Source organism: Gluconacetobacter johannae (assembly GCF_014174305.1).
Taxonomy (GTDB): domain Bacteria; phylum Pseudomonadota; class Alphaproteobacteria; order Acetobacterales; family Acetobacteraceae; genus Gluconacetobacter; species Gluconacetobacter johannae.
The window spans coordinates 1-16,777 of the sequence record NZ_JABEQH010000001.1 but is presented as its reverse complement, the minus strand read 5'-3'; the positions used below and the strand labels follow the sequence as shown (position 1 = coordinate 16,777).

16 protein-coding genes are annotated in these 16,777 nt (G+C 68.4%); 5 read left to right on the top strand and 11 right to left on the bottom strand.

The features are described 5' to 3' along the window. Position 1 precedes the first annotated feature (1 nt). From mtaB to HLH21_RS00070, 3 genes are read right to left on the bottom strand one after another with little or no spacing between them, the layout of a single operon-like run. Positions 2 to 1,246: a tRNA (N(6)-L-threonylcarbamoyladenosine(37)-C(2))-methylthiotransferase MtaB gene (mtaB, locus tag HLH21_RS00080; protein WP_182940194.1), complete on the bottom strand. Its 1,245-nt coding sequence runs from the start codon at positions 1,244 to 1,246 to the stop codon at positions 2 to 4. Continuing rightward, positions 1,243 to 2,067 (bottom strand): diaminopimelate epimerase, encoded by an 825-nt coding sequence (gene dapF, locus HLH21_RS00075; protein WP_182940193.1) that lies wholly within the window; start codon positions 2,065 to 2,067, stop codon positions 1,243 to 1,245. The genes mtaB and dapF overlap by 4 nt, the downstream gene beginning before the upstream one ends. A 56-nt stretch (positions 2,068 to 2,123) precedes the next feature. Continuing rightward, entirely contained in the window at positions 2,124 to 2,525 is a 402-nt protein-coding gene (locus HLH21_RS00070) for a VOC family protein (protein WP_182940192.1), read from the bottom strand. 136 nt (positions 2,526 to 2,661) lie between these two features. Here HLH21_RS00070 and HLH21_RS00065 point away from each other — a divergent pair, with 136 nt between their 5' ends. The 3 genes from HLH21_RS00065 to HLH21_RS00055 all read left to right on the top strand — a co-directional run bounded on the left by HLH21_RS00065 (position 2,662) and on the right by HLH21_RS00055 (position 5,806). Next, a complete protein-coding gene (locus HLH21_RS00065; RefSeq protein ID WP_182940191.1) occupies positions 2,662 to 3,306 on the top strand; it encodes a class I SAM-dependent methyltransferase in 645 nt (214 codons plus the stop codon). Positions 3,307 to 3,479: 173 nt separating this feature from the next. Beyond that, entirely contained in the window at positions 3,480 to 5,342 is a 1,863-nt protein-coding gene (locus tag HLH21_RS00060) for a hypothetical protein (protein ID WP_182940190.1), read from the top strand. 101 nt (positions 5,343 to 5,443) lie between these two features. Next, positions 5,444 to 5,806 carry a hypothetical protein gene (locus tag HLH21_RS00055; protein WP_182940189.1) on the top strand — a complete coding sequence of 121 codons (363 nt, stop codon included), beginning with the start codon at positions 5,444 to 5,446 and terminating at the stop codon, positions 5,804 to 5,806. A gap of 11 nt (positions 5,807 to 5,817) precedes the next feature. Here HLH21_RS00055 and HLH21_RS00050 read toward each other — a convergent pair whose 3' ends face one another. The 4 genes from HLH21_RS00050 to HLH21_RS00035 all read right to left on the bottom strand — a co-directional run bounded on the left by HLH21_RS00050 (position 5,818) and on the right by HLH21_RS00035 (position 8,867). Further along, complete coding sequence (locus tag HLH21_RS00050; RefSeq protein WP_182940188.1) at positions 5,818 to 6,540, bottom strand: ABC transporter ATP-binding protein; 723 nt, start codon at positions 6,538 to 6,540, stop codon at positions 5,818 to 5,820. Then, a complete protein-coding gene (locus HLH21_RS00045) occupies positions 6,537 to 7,559 on the bottom strand; it encodes a FecCD family ABC transporter permease (RefSeq protein ID WP_373319621.1) in 1,023 nt (340 codons plus the stop codon). Before HLH21_RS00045 ends, HLH21_RS00050 begins: the two co-directional genes overlap by 4 nt. Continuing rightward, positions 7,556 to 8,578 carry an ABC transporter substrate-binding protein gene (locus HLH21_RS00040; protein WP_182940187.1) on the bottom strand — a complete coding sequence of 341 codons (1,023 nt, stop codon included), beginning with the start codon at positions 8,576 to 8,578 and terminating at the stop codon, positions 7,556 to 7,558. Before HLH21_RS00040 ends, HLH21_RS00045 begins: the two co-directional genes overlap by 4 nt. A gap of 94 nt (positions 8,579 to 8,672) precedes the next feature. Then, positions 8,673 to 8,867 carry a hypothetical protein gene (locus HLH21_RS00035; protein ID WP_182940186.1) on the bottom strand — a complete coding sequence of 65 codons (195 nt, stop codon included), beginning with the start codon at positions 8,865 to 8,867 and terminating at the stop codon, positions 8,673 to 8,675. Between the two features lie 295 nt (positions 8,868 to 9,162). On the opposite strand from HLH21_RS00035, the gene HLH21_RS00030 reads away from it, so the two are divergent. Both HLH21_RS00030 and HLH21_RS00025 read left to right on the top strand, forming a co-directional pair. Further along, complete coding sequence (locus HLH21_RS00030; protein ID WP_281374987.1) at positions 9,163 to 10,608, top strand: cytochrome P450; 1,446 nt, start codon at positions 9,163 to 9,165, stop codon at positions 10,606 to 10,608. Beyond that, a complete protein-coding gene (locus tag HLH21_RS00025; protein ID WP_182940184.1) occupies positions 10,601 to 11,548 on the top strand; it encodes a lysophospholipid acyltransferase family protein in 948 nt (315 codons plus the stop codon). Before HLH21_RS00030 ends, HLH21_RS00025 begins: the two co-directional genes overlap by 8 nt. A 186-nt stretch (positions 11,549 to 11,734) precedes the next feature. Here HLH21_RS00025 and HLH21_RS00020 read toward each other — a convergent pair whose 3' ends face one another. The 4 genes from HLH21_RS00020 to HLH21_RS00005 form a co-directional block, all read right to left on the bottom strand. Continuing rightward, a complete protein-coding gene (locus HLH21_RS00020; protein ID WP_182940183.1) occupies positions 11,735 to 13,012 on the bottom strand; it encodes an NAD(P)/FAD-dependent oxidoreductase in 1,278 nt (425 codons plus the stop codon). Positions 13,013 to 13,222: 210 nt separating this feature from the next. Beyond that, on the bottom strand, positions 13,223 to 16,120 hold the full coding sequence (gene gcvP, locus HLH21_RS00015; protein WP_182940182.1) for an aminomethyl-transferring glycine dehydrogenase: 2,898 nt from the start codon (positions 16,118 to 16,120) through the stop codon (positions 13,223 to 13,225). Positions 16,121 to 16,162: 42 nt separating this feature from the next. Then, on the bottom strand, positions 16,163 to 16,528 hold the full coding sequence (gcvH, locus tag HLH21_RS00010; RefSeq protein WP_182940181.1) for a glycine cleavage system protein GcvH: 366 nt from the start codon (positions 16,526 to 16,528) through the stop codon (positions 16,163 to 16,165). A gap of 23 nt (positions 16,529 to 16,551) precedes the next feature. Then, the coding region (locus HLH21_RS00005) for a glycine cleavage T C-terminal barrel domain-containing protein (RefSeq protein ID WP_281374986.1) at positions 16,552 to 16,777 on the bottom strand (226 nt) is incomplete at its 5' end.

The following is a 16,777-nucleotide window of genomic DNA, read 5'->3' as shown; positions in this document are numbered from 1 at the left end:
GTCAGGGGGTTTCCGCCACCAGTCCGTTTTCGTCAACCGCCGTCGCCCGCACGGTCACGATCTGCCCGGCCTCGGCCGGCGCGCCGGCCAGCCGCACCGGCGCGAATTCCTCGGAATGACCGCTGATCGCCGTTTCCAGCAGCACGCGCAGGGGCCGGCCCAGCAGCCCGGCATGGTACTCCGCCGCCGCGGCCTGCCCGGCCGCGCGCAGGCGGGCGGCGCGCTCTTTCCGCAGCGCCACCGCCACCGCCGGCATCCGGGCCGCCGGGGTTCCGGGCCGTTCGCTGTAGGGGAAGACATGCAGGTACGGCAGGCGCTGGGACCGGACGAAATCCAGGGTCTCGTCGAACAGCGCGTCGGTCTCGGTCGGGAAGCCCGCGATCACGTCGGCGCCGATGCCGATATCGGGGCGGCAGGCGCGGGCCCGGTCGAGGACACGCGCCACGTCGTCCACCAGATGCCGGCGCTTCATGCGCTTCAGCACCATGTCCGACCCGGCCTGGAGCGACAGGTGCAGATAGGGCATGAACCGCCGCTCGTTCTCCAGCAGCCGCCACAGGTCGTCGTCGATTTCCACCGGATCGACCGAGGACAGGCGCAGGCGTTCCAGCTCCGGGACCAGGGCCAGCACCCGGCGGCAGAGCTGGCCCAGCGCGGGCTGCCCCGGCAGGTCGCCGCCCCACGAGGTGATGTCCACGCCCGTCAGCACGATTTCGCGATAACCCGCGCCGACCAGGGCGCGGACCTGTTCCACCACCGCGCCGACCGGAACCGATCGCGACGGCCCCCGGCCGAAGGGGATGATGCAGAAGGTGCAGCGATGGTCGCACCCCTGCTGCACCTCGACGAAGGCGCGTGTCCGTCCGGCGAATTCGGTCACCAGATGCGGGACGGTTTCAGTCGCCGCCATGATGTCGGACACCGCGTCGCCACCCGCCATCGCCGCCGTCGTCCAGCTTGCCGCCTCCAGCTTCTCGCGGTTGCCCAGCACGCGGGTGACGCCGGGCAGCGCCGACCAGCGTGCCGGGTCGATCTGGGCGGCGCAGCCGGTCACGACGATCCGGGCGTCGGGCCGGTCGCGATGGGCGCGGCGGATCGCCTGCCGCGCCTGGCGCTCGGCCTCGGCCGTCACGGCGCAGGTATTGACGATGACCACGTCCTCCAGCCCCGCCGCATGGTCGCGCATCACCTCGCTTTCGTAGGTGTTCAGGCGGCAGCCGAAGGTCAGGATCTCGGGCTTGGTCATGACGGGTAGCCGTCCAGGTCCACGGTGCCGACGAAGCTGGTGGCGGCCGGGCCGGTCATCAGCACATGGTCGTCGGCCGCGCGCCACGTGATGGTCAGCGACCCGCCATCCATGTCCACCCGGCAGGTGCGGTCCACCAGTCCGCGACGGACGGCGTTGACCACCGTGGCGCAGGCCCCCGACCCGCAGGCCAGGGTCAGGCCGCTGCCGCGTTCCCACACCCGCAGGCGCAACGACGCGCGCGACAGGATGCGCGCGAAGCCGACATTCGCCCGTTCGGGAAACAGCGGATGACGCTCCAGCGCCGGCCCGGCCGCACGCGGGTCCAGGTCCGGCTGGTCGGCCATGAAGAAGGTCACGTGCGGATTGCCCATCGACGCGGCGGCCGGGTCGCCGTCGATAGGCAGATGCAGCGTGTCGATCTCGCGCGCCAGGGGTACGTCGCGCCAGCCCAGGGCCGGCGGCCCCATATCCACCGTGACCTCGCCGGGGGCGTCGATCCGGGCCGAAAGCAGGCCCGCCTGCGTCTGCAACACGGGCGACGCCCCGCCCCCCTGCTGCCGCAGCAGGTCCGCGACGCAGCGCGAGGCGTTGCCGCAGGCCCCGGACTCGCTGCCGTCGGCGTTGAAGAAGCGGACGAACACGTCCGCCCCCGCCTGGCAGGCCGGACGCAGGACCACGAACTGGTCGCAGCCGATTCCACGATGACGGTCGGACAGCGCCGCAATCCGCGCGGGCGTCAGGCCGAAGCGCTCCGTCCGTTCGTCCATGACGACGAAATCGTTGCCCAACCCGTGCATCTTGTAAAAGGGGATCATCATGCGCGCCTTATACGGCACGGTCGCGGAATGCGCGAGAATTCTCGCGCAACCGCCGATCAGACGAAACGGCCCGGCGCGCCGCGCTGCAGCACCTCGATCCGGTAGCCGTCGGGATCGACGATGAAGAAAAACCGCCCGACCACCCGTTCGCCCAGCGACAGTTGCTTGACCGGCAACGGCGACAGCCCCGCCTGCGTCAGGCGGGCATGCTCGGCGTCCAGATCGGCCACCGACACCGCCAGATGGCCATAGCCGTCGCCCAGGTCGTACGGACGGTCGCGGTCGTGATTGACCGTCAGTTCCAGCTCGAACGTCTGTTCGGCATTCGACAGGTAGATCAGGGTGAAGCCGTCGAACGCCACGCGGTCGGCCACCGCCAGGCCGAACGCCTGCGCGTAGAACGCCAGGGACGCGGCCTCGTCCCGCACCCGGATCATGGAATGAATCAGTTTCGCCATCGTCGCGGTCCTTCTGTTTTGCATCGCCGTCAGGGGCGCGGATGATAGCCGGCGGCGGCAAAGCGGAAAGGGGGGGTATCGTTTCCGGCCGGCCGGCGGGCTGGATTTTCCGCCCGGTCTGTCGCATGTGCCGATCATGACCGACCAGCATGGCTTCCATCCCGCCGCGTTCACCACGGCCGATACCCAACCCGACGCCCGCTTCTATGCCGGCCGCCCCGCCGGGGCGCTGATGGACGCCGGGGCGCGGGCCGCCGTCACCGCCCTCTACCGGACCGTCCTGCCCGAAGGGGCCTTGGTGCTGGACCTGATGGCCGGCGACGACAGCCACCTGCCCCAGGACACCCCGTGCGAGGCCGTCATCGGAATCGGCCTGGACGCGGCGGCGCTGGAGGCCAATCCACGCCTGACGCAGCGGATCGTGCAGGACCTGAACGAGAACACCACCCTGCCCCTGCCCGACGACAGCCTGGACGCCATATGCCTGTGCGACGTGGCGCCCTATCTGCGGCATCCGCTGGCGACCCTGACTGAGGCGGCGCGCGTCCTGCGGCCCGGGGGCATCGTCGTCATGGCTTTTTCCGACCGCTTCCTGCCGGGCAAGGCGGTGGCGCTGTGGCAGGCGCTGGATGGGGCGGACCGGTCGCGCCTGCTGACCATCCTGCTGGGCCGCACGGGCTTCGTCTTCATCGACACCGGAGAGGTCCAGCCCCCCGCCGACGACCCGGCCTGGCGCGACGCGGTCTATGCCGTCACGGCGCGCAAGCCCGGCGCCGCCTGAGCATTCGTCTATTTATTTAATAATCAAGTAGGTAATATTTACTTATTTACTTAATGACTGAATTTGGTGCTATTTAAAAGAAAATATCATTTACGTCGGGATCCAGAAATGTTTTGACATATTGGTCGTCCAGGCCGGACGACCCACATCAATATCGACCGGATCCCCTCTCTATGCGGAGTTTTGCCGCTTACCTCTCCATTCAACGCCGCTTGCCGCTTCTGCTGCTGTGCTGCTCGGTCCTGGTCCCGGTGTCCCGTGCCCACGCGCAGCAGGACGAGGGCGAAGCCATCGACGCCATGGAAGACCAGATCGCCCGCATCCAGCGCCAGCAGATGGAATTGCAGAAAGACCTTCTGGCCATGCGGCAGGAACTGGCGCGCCATCGTGCCCACCTGCAATCGGCCCATTCCGGCAGCGCCACGCCGACCCGCGAGGCCGCCAGGCAGGAGCCCCGCGCCGGCCTGCACCATGGATGGGACGCGTCCGGATCGCGGCTGGCCGAAGGGTCCGCCGGCCAGGGCGGCGGATATGCCCACCACGCCCCGATGGATGTCCCGCCGCCGGTCATCGACGACCGCCCGACCTTCGCGGCCGTGGTCGCCCACCGGGACGAGGCCATGGTCAACCGCCTGGCCGAAAACGGCGTCGGCCCCCACGCCCGCGAGACTGTGGGCGCCCAGGCCGCCGGCGCCCTGGGCGATCATGGCGTATTCCATCTCGGTCCGGTCACGATCATCCTGGGCGGATTCTTCGATACGGCCGGTGTCTTCGAAAACCGGCATATCGCGTCGGGAACGTTCAATTACTGGGCCGCCATGCCCTATCCGAACGAATCCCGTTTCCATCAGGACAGCTTCGAGGCCGGCGCGCGCTTCAGCCGGTTCTCGCTGATGGCGCGGGGCAATATCGACGCCTTCACCACCATTTCCGGCTTCGTGGAGACGGATTTCGGCGCGGGCGCCGAAACGACGAACCCGTATGAAAGCAATGCCTACGTGCCGCGCCTGCGACAGGCGTACATGGCCTACGACAACAGCCGCAGCAACTTCCATTTCCTGATCGGACAGGCGTGGAGCCTGCTGACACCGGGGCGCGCCGGCATCGTCGCGCGCCAGGAAAGCCTGCCCGAGACGATCGACGCCGCGATGCTGGTCGGGCAGACCTGGACCCGCCAATGGCAGATCCGCCTGGTGAAGGATCTGATGGCGCACCGGCTGTGGCTGGCCCTGTCGATCGAAAACCCGGCGACGCTGTACGACACGACGGGATTCACCAACAATAACGGTGCGGTCAACCTGCCCAACGGCGGCGTCGCCACGATCGGGTCGAACGGCACCGGGCTGACGGAATTCACCACCAATTATTCCGACGAGATCGCGCCCGACATCATCGGCAAGATCGCGTGGGATCCCGCCTGGGGCCATTACGAGGCCGAGGGCCTGCTGCGCTTCCCCCACGACCGGGTGGTCATGAACGGCGTCGGCCGCAATTACACCGCCGTCGCGGGCGGCGGCGGCGGATCGGCCATTTTGCCGGTCATTCCGCACAAGGTCGAAATCCGCCTGGCCGGGCTGGCCGGGGTGGGCATCAACCGCTACGGCTCGGTCCTGCTGCCGGACGCGACCCTGTCATCAAGCGGGCGGCCGGCGCCCCTGCCGGGGGCCCAGGCCACGGCCGGAATCATCGCCCATCCCAATCCGCTGATCGACGTCTACGGCTATTTCGGGACGCAGCGTTCTGGCCGGCGATATTTCTCGGCCGACGGCGGGAATTACGGCTACGGCAACCCGCTTTATTCCAATGCGGGCTGCGAGATGGAACTGTCGATGCTCGACTGCACGGCCAATACCCGCGCGGTGGAGGAAATGACCGTCGGCGCATGGTGGCGCTTCCTCAAGGGCCGCTACGGCACCGTCGAGGCCGGCGCGCAGCTTGCCTATTCGCGCCGCCAGATCTGGAAGGGCATCGGCGGCGACCCCGCCACCAGCGTCAGCCAGCTCTTCTTCGATTTCCGCTACCTGCCCTTCCAGTAAGGCCGCCACCGCGCGTCATGCCTGCCCAGACGCGCGGTGAGGGCTGGTCGGTTGCGTCGCGCGCCAAAACGGAGGATGTTCCCCACGGACCGGAACATGGCATGGAGGAGAATACGGTCATGCAGGACAAGATGCTCCGCTGGCTGATGCTGTGCGCCTGTCTGGCCGCGTGGGCGACGCCGGCGCTGGCCGACGATGACGAGGAGGGGTCGAAGACCCAGTCGATGCATCAGTTGGCGGCCCACCCGCCCATCCCGAGCGCCCACAAGGATTTCAGCCAGTTCCGCTACCGCCCCGTCGGCGACAAGGTGGTCGAGCAGGCGGACGCCAACCGGCTGCTGTTCTGGACGCCGCAGGGCACGCCCGACGGCTATGCCGAACGGCTGGGGAACGCCATCGTCTATTACGACCGCACCGGCAAGGCCATCCGCGTGCAGCAACTGGCCATGCCCACCGACGAATAGCCGGATCGAGGTCAGGCGTCGGCGTCGTACAGGGTCGCGATCGTCTGCTCGGACAGCACCTGCCCGGCCGGGCCGTCCTCCATGATCCGTCCCCGCCGCAGCAGGATCGCGCGCGTGAAGGTGCGCGCCGCCCGCAACGGGTCATGGGTGGTGGCGATGACGGTGTATCCCTCGCCCGCCAGATGGCGCATCAGGTCGAACAGGCGCCGCTGCTGCCCGTAATCCAGCCCGGTCTCGGGTTCGTCCAGCACCAGGATGCGCGCGCCCTGGGCCAGGGCGCGGGCGATCAGAACACCTTGCCGCTCGCCCCCCGACAATGCCGCATAGGACCGGTCGGCCAGATGGCCGATCGCGAGGTGGCCCATCGCCGCGTCGGCCGCCGCGCGATCCCCCGCCGAAACGATCGGCGAGAACATGGTCTCGGCCAGCCGCCCCAGCGCGACGACATCGCGGACCTTGTATGGAAAGGTGACGGCATGGCCCTGCGGGACGTAGGCGACGCGCGACGCCAGCTCCCGCCGCCCCATCCCGGCCAGGGAGCGGCCGTCCAGCAGGACCTTGCCCCTGCCCGGATGCAGCAGACGCAGCAGCAATCGCAGGATCGTCGTCTTGCCCGCGCCGTTCGCCCCCAGCAGGGCGACCATTTCGCCGGCCCCGACGGCGAAGGACACATCCTGCAGGATCGGCCGTCCGTCCCGGGAAAACCCGATTCGGTCCATCGCCAGCACCGTCATGCCGCCCACCCCCGCCGCACCAGGCGCAGGACCGAGACGAACACCGCCACCCCCAGCACGTCGGCGATCAGCCCCACCGGGATTTCCTCGGCCGAAACGCTGCGCGCCAGATCGTCGCACAGCAGCAGGAACGCCCCGCCGAGACACGCGCTCAACGGCAGGACGCGGGCGTTGCGCGGCCCCGCCAGCAGGCGCGCGACATGCGGCACCATCAGCCCGATCCAGCCGATCATGCCCGCAACCGACACCGTCAGCGCCGACAGGACCGTCGCCACGATGATGACGCCATAGCGCAGCACGCCGACGGGCACGCCCATGGTCCGGGCCTCGTCATCGCCCATCGCCAGCGCGTCAAGCATGCGTCCGCACAGCGACAGCAGGACGATTCCACCCAGCACCGGGGCCGAGATCGCCATCAGGTCGGGCATGTCCACCTGCGTCAGGCTGCCCAGCAGCCAGAAGACGATGTCGGGCAATTGCCGTTCCGGATCGGCGACATATTTCAGCAGCGACAGCAGCGCGGTGAACAGGGCCGAACTGACCAGCCCGCCAAACACCAGCATCAGGATCGACGCCTTGTCGAACAGGCGCGCCACGCCCACGCCAGCGGCCACCGCCAGCCCGCCCCCCAGGAACGACAGCACGTGCACCCCCGTCGCGCCGGCATCGCCGACAATGCCCAGCGCCGCCCCGAACCCGGCCCCCGCCAGCACGCCCAGCAACCCCGGCGACACCAGCGGATTGCGGAACACCGCCTGGTACCCGGCGCCCGACACCGACAGCGCCGCGCCCACGATGATGGCGCCGACAATGCGCGGCAGCCGCGTCTGGACCAGGATGGTCTGCAGCAGCGCCCGGCGCTCCACCGTCATGCCCGCCCCGTTATGCAGCAGGACCGACACGATATCGCCAAAGCCGACCGGATAACGACCGATCCCCAACGACATGATCGCCAATCCCGCCAGCAGGATCGCCGGCAGCACCAGGACCAGCCGGCCGTACCAGAGACGCAGGCTCACCGCCCTCCCTCGGGCGGCAGCGCGGCCAGAATGCGCCGGGCTTCGGCCGGCGTCAGGTCGTATCCGAAAAAACTGTGATAAAACTTGGTCGTTTCCAATACCATGTCGATATCCCGAAACCGGTCGGGATAGAGGTTTTGCGCCGCCCAAAGGATCTGGAGCAGAAATTCGTTACCGTAGCGGTCCCATGGGAAGACGCCCGCTGGACTGCGGTAGACCCGGCCCATACGCACGGCGCGCAATGCCGACCACGCCGCGCGGTCAAACGTCCCGGAATCGGGACCCAGGACCAGCACATCCGGATCCCAGGCCGCGACCTGTTCCATCGAGACCGGGCGCGTCACGCCCACGATCCCGTCCGCCGCATTGCGCCCCCCCGCGGTCGTGATCCAGTCGTCAATGATGGTCTCGGCGCCGTCCACCGTCAGGGGCGCCAGCGACTTGATGTGCAGCACCCGGGGCCGCCGGGCGATCGCGACGTCGGCGGTCGCGGCGCGGACCCGGCGAATCGTTTCCATCAGGGCGGTTTCATATTGCCGGGCCATGTCGTGCGCCCGGGCATCGCCCAGGACATCCGCGGTCAGGTGCAGGGCACGGATCATCGACGACGCGTCGGTGAACCCCGCATCGACGACCGGAAAGCCGCTGCGCCGCAACGGCAGTTCGGCCGGCGACCCGGCGCTGATGAACGCCACGTCGACACCCGCGCCCAGCAGGGTTTCGGTATTCGGCACCGGCCCCGTCACCGTCACCGCCCGCGACAGGGCCGGCGCCACGCGATACATCCAGGGCCGCGACGAGGGCAGGTTGTCCGTGACCGCGATCCGGCCTGTCGCGCCCAGCATGATCGTCAGCGTATTATGCGCGAACCACAGGTCCGCGATCCGTCCCGGCCGGTCCGGAACCGATACGGAATGGCCCGCCATGTCCACCACCGTGCGCGCCTGCCCGCAACCCGGCAGGGCGCCGGCCAGCATCGCGACCATGGCCGGCACCAGCATCCGGTATCGCGCCCTCATCCTGTTCTCCCTCTACCCGACCGGAACGATCTATATCCTTTTGGATATATACGCGACCAGAGCCGAGACCGAAAGACAGGCCAGCGCGTCGGAGCTATGTCCGGAACATCGAGAAATACAGGATCGCCATGTCGATCAGGAATGCGGACAGCAATCCGCAGCAGATCAGGCCAACCGTGATCCGGTCGCGGGCATCGACCCACCCCGGGTCGTCGTGGCGCAACGCCATGGCGGACCATGGAACAACGATGCGGCGCCGCGTGGCGCCCGCCATCCTGAGGTGAAACATTGCACGCCTCCCCCGGAATATCCCTCTTGTCTGCCACGGATCGCGGCGGGCTCATCCGGTTGTCGAGGCAACATGGGCGCTTGCCGGGCCTGACCCAAGCCCATTCGGCGCCAGTCGCAATCTAGTGACACAAAACGGCCTGGAAAGCGGACCGACGCATCCGCCAACCTGCCCCAAACCGATACTCTGATACTCACCAAACTGGACAATGGGGATTGCCTATTACGGGATTTTATTGCTTTGCGGTCAAAAATCCAATAGCCATACCGTAATATAGAAGTTCTACCGTTCTCCGATGGAATTTTCGAATAGTCTGACAGCTGGGACCACGATGGAATTCATCCCCCCCTTTCCTCCCCGCCCAAAGACAGCGCTGCCGGTTTTCAAGTTACTGCGTCTGGGCATGCAAAACTTCCTGAGCATCTGGGAGGACAAGGCATTCGAATACCAGACGATGTCGATGCAACTGTTGGCCCGACAGGTTGTCATCTGCAACAGTCCCGATACGGTCCGCCACGCCTTTGTCACCCACGCCGAAAACTACGAACGCAAGAGCCCGCAGATGCGTAACGCCCTGTCGCCGCTGCTCGGCGACGGGCTGTTCATCAGCGACGGCGAAACCTGGAAGCAGCGGCGCCAGATGGTCGTGCCGGTGCTGCACACCACGCGCCTCGGCCAATTCGCCCCCGTGATGGTCCAGACGGCCTGCGAACTCGGCGATAAATGGGCCACGCTTCCCGACGGTTCGACCATCGACGTACTGAAGGCCATGGCGCAGCTCACGGCGGAGATCATCGGCCGCACGGTCTTCGGCCAGACGCTGGGCTCCGACCGCACGCAGGAGGTGGTGGACGCCTTCAGCGAATACCAGAAATATGTCGACCAGCGCGACCTCACGTCCCTGCTCGGCCTGCCCTCGTGGATCCCGCGCCGGCATGGCGCGAAGATCGGCCAGTCGGCAGCCCGCATCCACGCCATCCTCGACGGGATCATCGCCGACCTCAGGCGCACCGAGGACGATGGCTCGGTGATCCGGATGCTGATGAAGGACGGCACCCTCGACGCCACGGCCTTGCGTAACGAGGCGGCCGTCATCTTCATGGCCGGACACGAAACCACGGCCAACTGCCTGGCCTGGGCCTGGTACCTGCTGTCGCAGGCGCCGGACGTCGAAGCCCGCCTTCATGAGGAACTCGATACCGTCCTCGGCGCGCGGGCGCCCACCCTCGCCGACGTGCCGCGCCTCGTCTATACGCGCGCGGTCATCGAGGAGACCCTGCGGCTCTACCCGCCGGTCCCCCTTCTGGCGCGCGAGGCGACGCACGACGACACCATCCGCAGCCGCAAGGTGAAGGCCGGCGCCCTGGTCATCGTGGTGCCGTGGCTGCTGCACCGGCACCGTCTCTACTGGCGCAAGCCCGACCATTTCATGCCCGAGCGGTTCCTGCCCGGAAGCCCGGACGCGCCCGACAAATATACCTATGTGCCGTTCAGCATCGGCCCGCGGATCTGTGCCGGGCTTTCCTTCGGCCTGACCGAGGCGATCATCTGCCTTGCCACCCTGGCGCGCACGGCAAGGCTGCGTCTCGCACCCGGCGCGGTGGTCGAGCCGGTGTGCCGCCTGACCCTGCGCCCCGGCGACAGCCTGCCGATGACCGTATGGGCACGCACCCCGCGCCCCGGCGCGCAGGTGGCCCCGCCGGCCGCGCCGGCGCAGGGCTGTCCGGTCCATCATGGGTGAGCAGGCGCCGCCGCTCTCGGCCCTGTGGAGCGGCGCGGCGGCGCGTGCGGCCTGGCGGCGGTACTGGGTGCGCGACACCGTCGCGGGCCTGTCCGACACCGCGATCCATTACGGGCTGAGGGCGCTGCCGGTCGGGTGGTGCGCGCGGATCGGCTGGCGCCTGGGCATATGGCGCGGCTCGCGGCATCGCACGTGGCACGCGCGGGCGCTGGGCAACGTCCGGCGGTTGCGGCCGGAGCTGGACGATGCCGCGGTCGATCGCACCGTCCGCCAGATGTGGGGCCATGTCGGCAGCACCATGGCCGAATTTTCGGCCCTGCCGCGCATCTGGGACTCCGACCGCGTCGCCGTCGAGGGGCTGGAGAATCTGGAAGCGGCGCGGGCGACGGGCCGCCCCCGAATCGTGGCCGCCCTGCATCTGGGCAATTGGGAGATGGTCGGCCCGACCATGCTGGCGCTCGGCGAAAACGGCTTTGACGTCTATCAGCCGCCGCGCAACCGCTTCGAGCAGCGTATCGCCAACTCTGTGCGCCGGCGCTTCGCCGACCATCTGCTGGCGCCCGGCCGGGCCACGGCGCGCCTGTTGTACAAGGCGCTGGCCGATGAAGGGCGCAGCGTCGTGCTCTATGTCGACGAGTTCCAGAACCGCCGCGTCCATGCCCCTTTCTTCGGGCGGCCGTTGCGCCTCGACGGCAATCTGGCGCGCGTCGTGCGCCTGGCGCGGATGGCCGACGCCGTCATCCTCCCGGCCTATTGCCTGCGCGAGGAACATGGCCGCTTCCGCGTGCATATCCTGCCGCCCGTCCGGGTCGGGTCGGAGAAAGACCGGTCGGGACTGGCACAGGACGTGGCGCGCCTCGACGCGATCATCACCCCCATCATCCGCCGCCATATCGAGCAATGGTTCATGCTGCACGATCTGGTGCTGGACGACGCATGAGGCGTGCCGGGGCCGATTGGAGGCGAAGGCAAGGGCGTTGCCCGAACCCGGCAAGGGCCTCGGCCCTTGCATCCCATTCGTTCATCAAGTCCTGGAATCGACCGATTCATCCATGAACGGGGTCCAGGGCCTCAGGCCCGGGTGGGTTCGGGCAACGCCCGATCCTGTCCTGCCAATGGCTCGGACTCAGTCCAGGCGTACGCTGGGCCGGACGAATTCATCCAGCTGGTCCGCACCCCACGCCGCCAGCGCCCGCACCGGACCGTAGATTTCCATCTGGTGCTGGCGATACAGCATATCGTGCCCCAGGCGGGCCGACAGGCCGCGCAACGGGCCGCCGCCGAAATGGTATTTCCCCAGCGTGCCCCACCCGTTGTAATCGCCCAGCGAGACCACGGCCCCCCGGTCGCGATAGCGGAACGGCGCGATGGGTTTCCCGGCGATCCAGCCCTTCATCTGCCGCGACAGATGCCGCGCCTGCTGGCGGGCCGCCTGCGCCGTCGCCGGCACCGGCTTGTCGCGGATGAACGAACAATCGCCTAGCGCGAAGATCCTGTCGTCCAGCGTGGTCTGCAAGGTCGGGCGCACTTTCAGCTGCCCGGCGCGCGAGTGTTCCAGATCGGTGAACAGCGCCGTGGCGGTGGACGCCTTTACCCCGGCCGCCCAGACCTTCAGCTTCGCCTCGACCCGCGACCCGTCGCCCAGCACGAACCCGTCGGCGTCCGCGCCCGTCACCTGCGCGCTGGTGTGGACGGTAATGCCCAGGGCCTCCAGTTGCCGGCGCGATTCGACCGATACCGCTTCGGGGAAGGCCGGCAGGATGCGCGGCCCGGCCTCCAGCAGCGTCACATGCAGATCGGCCCGATCCATGCCCAGCCCGTAACTGGACGACAGGTCCAGCGCCCGATGAAGCTCCGCCGCCAGCTCGACACCGGTCGCGCCGCCGCCGACGATGGCGATCTGCAGGGACGAGGACTGGCCGATCGCCTGCAGCACCAGCGACCGGAAGTCGGCGTTGAAGCCATCGGCCTCGGTCAGGTTGTCGATGAAACGACAATGTTCGGCGATGCCGGGGATGCCGAAATCATTGGCCCGGCTGCCGATCGACACGATCAGCGCGTCATAGGGCAGATTGCGCTGTTCCAACAGGATGTCGCCATCCTCGTCCTGCAGGGGCGCGAGTGCGACCGTCCGGGCCGTGCGATCCACGCCGGCCAGGGCGCCGGGCCAGAATTTGAACGACTTGCGGCTGGCCTGGGCCAGGAAGCTGATCCGGTTGCGATCGTTCGGAATGGTTCCGGCCGCGAACTCATGCAGCATCGGCTTCCAGACGTGAAAGAAGCTGCTGTCGATCAGGGTGACGTCCGCCTGGCCGGACCGGCCGAGCGTATTGCCCAGATATGTCGCCATTTCCATGCCGGCGATACCGCCGCCGACGACCACAAACCGGAATCTGTCAGACACGTCGTCGCTCTCCGTTCTGGTGCTTACCCGACGGGGCAGAGAACACAATTTCGTGAACAATAAAAGGCGATATCATGCCGCCTTCCCTCCCGCGCGGGTGCCGGACCATCTGTGGCCCGTCATCGGGCGGGCCGCCGGCCGGCATCACCCTACCCCCTCGGGGATGTCACGGCCACCAACCCGCCGGGCACAGGACCGTGACCCGGCGCGTCAGGAGGGCTGGACGGCCGCCCCCTCGGCGTAGCTGGCCATGTCGGGGCAGGAGCAGACCAGGTTGCGGTCGCCATAGGCATTGTCCAGCCGATTGACCGGCGACCAGTATTTCGACACCGCCGCCACGTCGCCCGGCAGGCAGCCGCGCTGCCGGTCGTAGGCGCGTTCCCATGCCGGATCGGTCAGGTCGCGGACGGTGTGCGGCGCGTGGCGCAACGGGCTTTGTTCAGCGGTCAGCACCCCGCCTTCGACCTCGCGGATCTCGTCCCGGATCGCGATCATCGCGTCACAGAACCGGTCCAGTTCCCGCCTTCCCTCCGACTCGGTGGGTTCGATCATGAAGGTGCCGGCCACCGGGAAGCTGACGGTCGGCGCATGGAACCCATGGTCGATCAGGCGCTTGGCGATGTCATCGACCGTGATCCCCGTCGCCTCCTTGATGGGGCGCAGGTCGATGATGCATTCGTGCGCCACGCGCCCGTTCGCCCCGCGATAGAGCACCGGGTAATGGTCCGCCAGGCGGGCGGCGACGTAGTTGGAATTCAGGATCGCGACTTCGGTCGCGCGGCGCAGCCCCGCATCGCCCATCAGCACCATGTAGGTCCACGAAATCGGCAGGACCGCCGCCGAGCCGAACGGCGCCGCCGAGACCGCGTTGACACCGCCGTCCTCGGGCCGGCCGGGCAGGAACGGCGCCAGATGCGCGCCCACGCCGATCGGCCCCATGCCCGGCCCCCCGCCGCCATGGGGGATGCAGAACGTCTTGTGCAGGTTGAAATGGCTGACATCGGCGCCGAACGCGCCGGGCCGCGCCAGCCCGACCTGCGCGTTCATGTTCGCGCCGTCCAGATAGACCTGGCCGCCGGCCGCATGCACAAGGTCGCAGATCTCGACCACCGATTCCTCGAACACGCCATGGGTCGAGGGGTAGGTAATCATGATCGCGGCCAGGCGGTCGGCGTGCCGGGCGATCTTCGCCCTCAGGTCCGCGATATCGACATTGCCCTGCCCGTCGCACGCCACGACGACGACGCGCATGCCCGCCATCTGCGCCGAGGCCGGGTTGGTCCCGTGCGCCGAGGCCGGGATCAGGCAGACGTCGCGCCCCGCCTCGCCCCGCGCGCGGTGATAGCCGCGAATCGCCAGCAGGCCGGCATATTCGCCCTGCGCGCCGGAATTGGGTTGCAGCGACACCGCGTCATAGCCGCTGATGGCGCGCAGCATGCGTTCCAGGTCGGCGAACAGTTCGGTATAGCCGGCCTGCTGGGCCGCCGGCGCGAAGGGGTGGATGTCGCAGAATTCCGGCCACGTCACCGGCATCATCTCGACGGTGGCGTTCAGCTTCATCGTGCACGACCCCAGCGGGATCATCGACCGGTCCAGCGCCAGGTCGCGGTCGGACAGGCGCCGCAGGTAGCGCAGCAGGTCGGTTTCCGACCGATGAGCGTGAAAGACCGGATGGGTCAGGAACGTGCCGGTCCGCCGCAGCGCGGGCGGCAGCAGGTCGGCCGGCGCGGCCAGGGTGCGCTCCATCTCCTCCACACGCTGGGCGTCGGGGCAGAAGCAGCGCCAGATGGCCCGCACGATGTCGGGCGTGGTGGTTTCGTCCAGGCTGATGCCGATGCGCCCGGCATCCACGACGCGCACATTCATCCCCGCGGCCTCGGCCCGGTCGCGGACCAGCGTGGACTCGCCTCCGGTCGCGACCGTCAGCGTATCGAACACCGCATCCGTCTCCACCCGCACCGCCAGGGCGCGCAGCCCCGCCGCCAGGATCGCGGTCAGGCGATGGATGCGCCGCGCGATGGCGGTCAGGCCGTCCGGCCCGTGATAGACCGCGTACATGGACGAGATGACGGCGGGCAGCACCTGCGCCGTGCAGATGTTCGACGTCGCCTTTTCGCGACGGATATGCTGTTCGCGCGTCTGCAGCGCCAGGCGATAGGCGGGTTCGCTCCGGCTGTCGATCGACACCCCGACCAGACGGCCGGGCATGTTGCGCTTGAAGGCGTCGCGCACGGCCATGTAGGCGGCATGCGGACCGCCCGCGCCCATCGGCATGCCGTAGCGCTGCATCGAACCGATGGCGATGTCGGCCCCCAGCGTGCCCGGCGGTTCCAGCACCGTCAGGGCCAGCGGATCGGCCGCCATGGCCACCACGGCCTGGGCCGCGTGCAGCCGCTCGACCCAGCCGCGCGGATCGCGGATGCGCCCCGACGTCCCCGGATACTGGAACAGCGCGCCGAAGACGGCGTCGGCATCGAGGTCGGTGTCGGGGTCGCCGACGATGATCCGCCAGCCCATCGGCTCGGCCCGCGTACGCAGCACGGCCAGCGTCTGCGGGTGGCAGTCGGCATCGACGAAGAACCCGTCGGCCTTCGACCGCGCGACGCGGCGGGCCAGGGCCATCGCCTCGGCCGCCGCCGTCGCCTCGTCCAGCAGCGAGGCATTCGCCACGTCCAGCCCCGTCAGGTCGGTGACCAGGGTCTGGAAATTCAGCAGCGCCTCCAGCCGGCCTTGGCTGATTTCCGGCTGATACGGGGTGTAGGCGGTGTACCAGGCGGGGTTTTCCAGCACGTTGCGCTGGATGACGCCCGGCAGCACGGTGCCGTAATAGCCCTGCCCGATCAGCGAAATCATGACCCGGTTGCGCCCGGCGATGGCGCGCAGGCGACGCAGCACCTCGGGTTCGGACACGCCGGCGCCCAGCCCCATGTCCCCGCGCAGGCGGATGGCGGACGGCACCGTCTGCTCCATGAGGTCGTCCAGCGATCCGGCGCCGATCACGCCGAGCATCGCGGCGACGTCCCGGTCATCCGGTCCGACATGACGCGTGCAGAACGCATCGGCGGCGGGAAGGCTATCCCGCCAGAGCAAAGTGGACGTCACGCTCATCTTCTCCGCGACAGGTAATGGGGCGACACAGGAACGATCGGGTCAGCCGACCAGGGCGGCGTAGGCGGCGGCGTCCAGCAGGGACGCAAGCTGCCCGGCGTCGGCGATCCGCATCTTCAGGATCCAGCCTTCGGCCTCGGCCTCGCGGTTCACCAGCGACGGATCGTCGGCCAGCGCGGTGTTGAAGCCGACCACCGTGCCCGCCACCGGGGCATAGATGTCGGACGCCGCCTTGACCGATTCGACGACCGCCACGCTGTCGCCCTGCGCCACTTCGGTGCCCTCATCCTTGGCTTCGACGAACACCAGCTCGCCCAGCTCCTCGGCGGCGTGATTGGTGATGCCGACGACCGCGACGTCACCCTCGACGCGCAGCCATTCATGATCTTTCGTGTAATATACGGTCATTGTCCCAACTCCACCCTGTCCGATCAACGCTTGAATCCCGGCGCCACGAACGGCAGCGCCGCCACCGTGACCGGTATGAACTTTCCCCTGAGTTCCGCGAACAGCGGGGTTCCGGCGGCCGCATGGGCCGCATCGACATAGCCCATGGCGACCGGCGCCCCGACCGTCGGCCCGAACGCGCCGGACGTCACGGCCCCTGCCGGCCGCAGGCCGTCCGCGTCGGCGAACAGGCGCGCCCCGCCGCGCACC

Excerpts from the sequence above, each read along its gene's own strand:
- HLH21_RS00040 (WP_182940187.1), bottom strand. The coding sequence starts at position 8,578 with ATGAGGGCGCGATACCGGATGCTGGTGCCGGCCATGGTCGCGATGCTG.
- HLH21_RS00035 (WP_182940186.1), bottom strand. The coding sequence starts at position 8,867 with ATGTTTCACCTCAGGATGGCGGGCGCCACGCGGCGCCGCATCGTTGTT.
- dapF (WP_182940193.1), bottom strand. The coding sequence starts at position 2,067 with ATGATGATCCCCTTTTACAAGATGCACGGGTTGGGCAACGATTTCGTC.
- HLH21_RS00070 (WP_182940192.1), bottom strand. The coding sequence starts at position 2,525 with ATGGCGAAACTGATTCATTCCATGATCCGGGTGCGGGACGAGGCCGCG.
- HLH21_RS00060 (WP_182940190.1), top strand. The coding sequence starts at position 3,480 with ATGCGGAGTTTTGCCGCTTACCTCTCCATTCAACGCCGCTTGCCGCTT.
- gcvP (WP_182940182.1), bottom strand. The coding sequence starts at position 16,120 with ATGAGCGTGACGTCCACTTTGCTCTGGCGGGATAGCCTTCCCGCCGCC.
- gcvH (WP_182940181.1), bottom strand. The coding sequence starts at position 16,528 with ATGACCGTATATTACACGAAAGATCATGAATGGCTGCGCGTCGAGGGT.
- mtaB (WP_182940194.1), bottom strand. The coding sequence starts at position 1,246 with ATGACCAAGCCCGAGATCCTGACCTTCGGCTGCCGCCTGAACACCTAC.
- HLH21_RS00065 (WP_182940191.1), top strand. The coding sequence starts at position 2,662 with ATGACCGACCAGCATGGCTTCCATCCCGCCGCGTTCACCACGGCCGAT.
- HLH21_RS00055 (WP_182940189.1), top strand. The coding sequence starts at position 5,444 with ATGGAGGAGAATACGGTCATGCAGGACAAGATGCTCCGCTGGCTGATG.
- HLH21_RS00030 (WP_281374987.1), top strand. The coding sequence starts at position 9,163 with ATGGAATTTTCGAATAGTCTGACAGCTGGGACCACGATGGAATTCATC.
- HLH21_RS00050 (WP_182940188.1), bottom strand. The coding sequence starts at position 6,540 with ATGACGGTGCTGGCGATGGACCGAATCGGGTTTTCCCGGGACGGACGG.
- HLH21_RS00025 (WP_182940184.1), top strand. The coding sequence starts at position 10,601 with ATGGGTGAGCAGGCGCCGCCGCTCTCGGCCCTGTGGAGCGGCGCGGCG.